At 54.3% G+C, this 357-nt stretch carries 1 pseudogene; it reads right to left on the bottom strand.

Going from position 1 to position 357, the window contains the following annotated elements:
- Positions 1–349, bottom strand: a pseudogene (locus GTU69_RS16980) (Ig-like domain-containing protein); the annotation flags it as partial.
- Positions 350–357 lie beyond the last annotated feature (8 nt).

Genomic DNA, 357 nt, shown 5'->3' with positions numbered 1-357 from the left:
CATCCACTTCAACTACAACAATCGCTGTTGGGTCATTCACCGTACCGCCCAGTGCCGGGGTGCTGTCATTGCTGTTGCTGTCATTTACAGTCACCACCGGTGCAACCAGATCAACCACAAAGCCATCCGCTGCATTCAGCGTATCACCTGTACCCGGGTTACCCGCAACATCACTATAGCTGCCTGTAGCAACGCTGATACTTGGTGCTGTAGCTGAGCCATCCGGGGTAAACGTTGCCGTCCAGGTCTGGCCAGTTGCATCCGGCGTGATCGCACTTAAGCTGCCACCCACTACCGTTATATCACCCTGGCTAAAGCCGCTGACCGGCTCATTAAAGCTGAAAGTAATCGTGGTGC

This window comes from Acinetobacter sp. SA01 (assembly GCF_011319235.1).
GTDB lineage: Bacteria > Pseudomonadota > Gammaproteobacteria > Pseudomonadales > Moraxellaceae > Acinetobacter.
The sequence above is the reverse complement of the archived record's forward strand: the minus strand, read 5'-3'. Positions and strand labels throughout refer to the sequence as shown.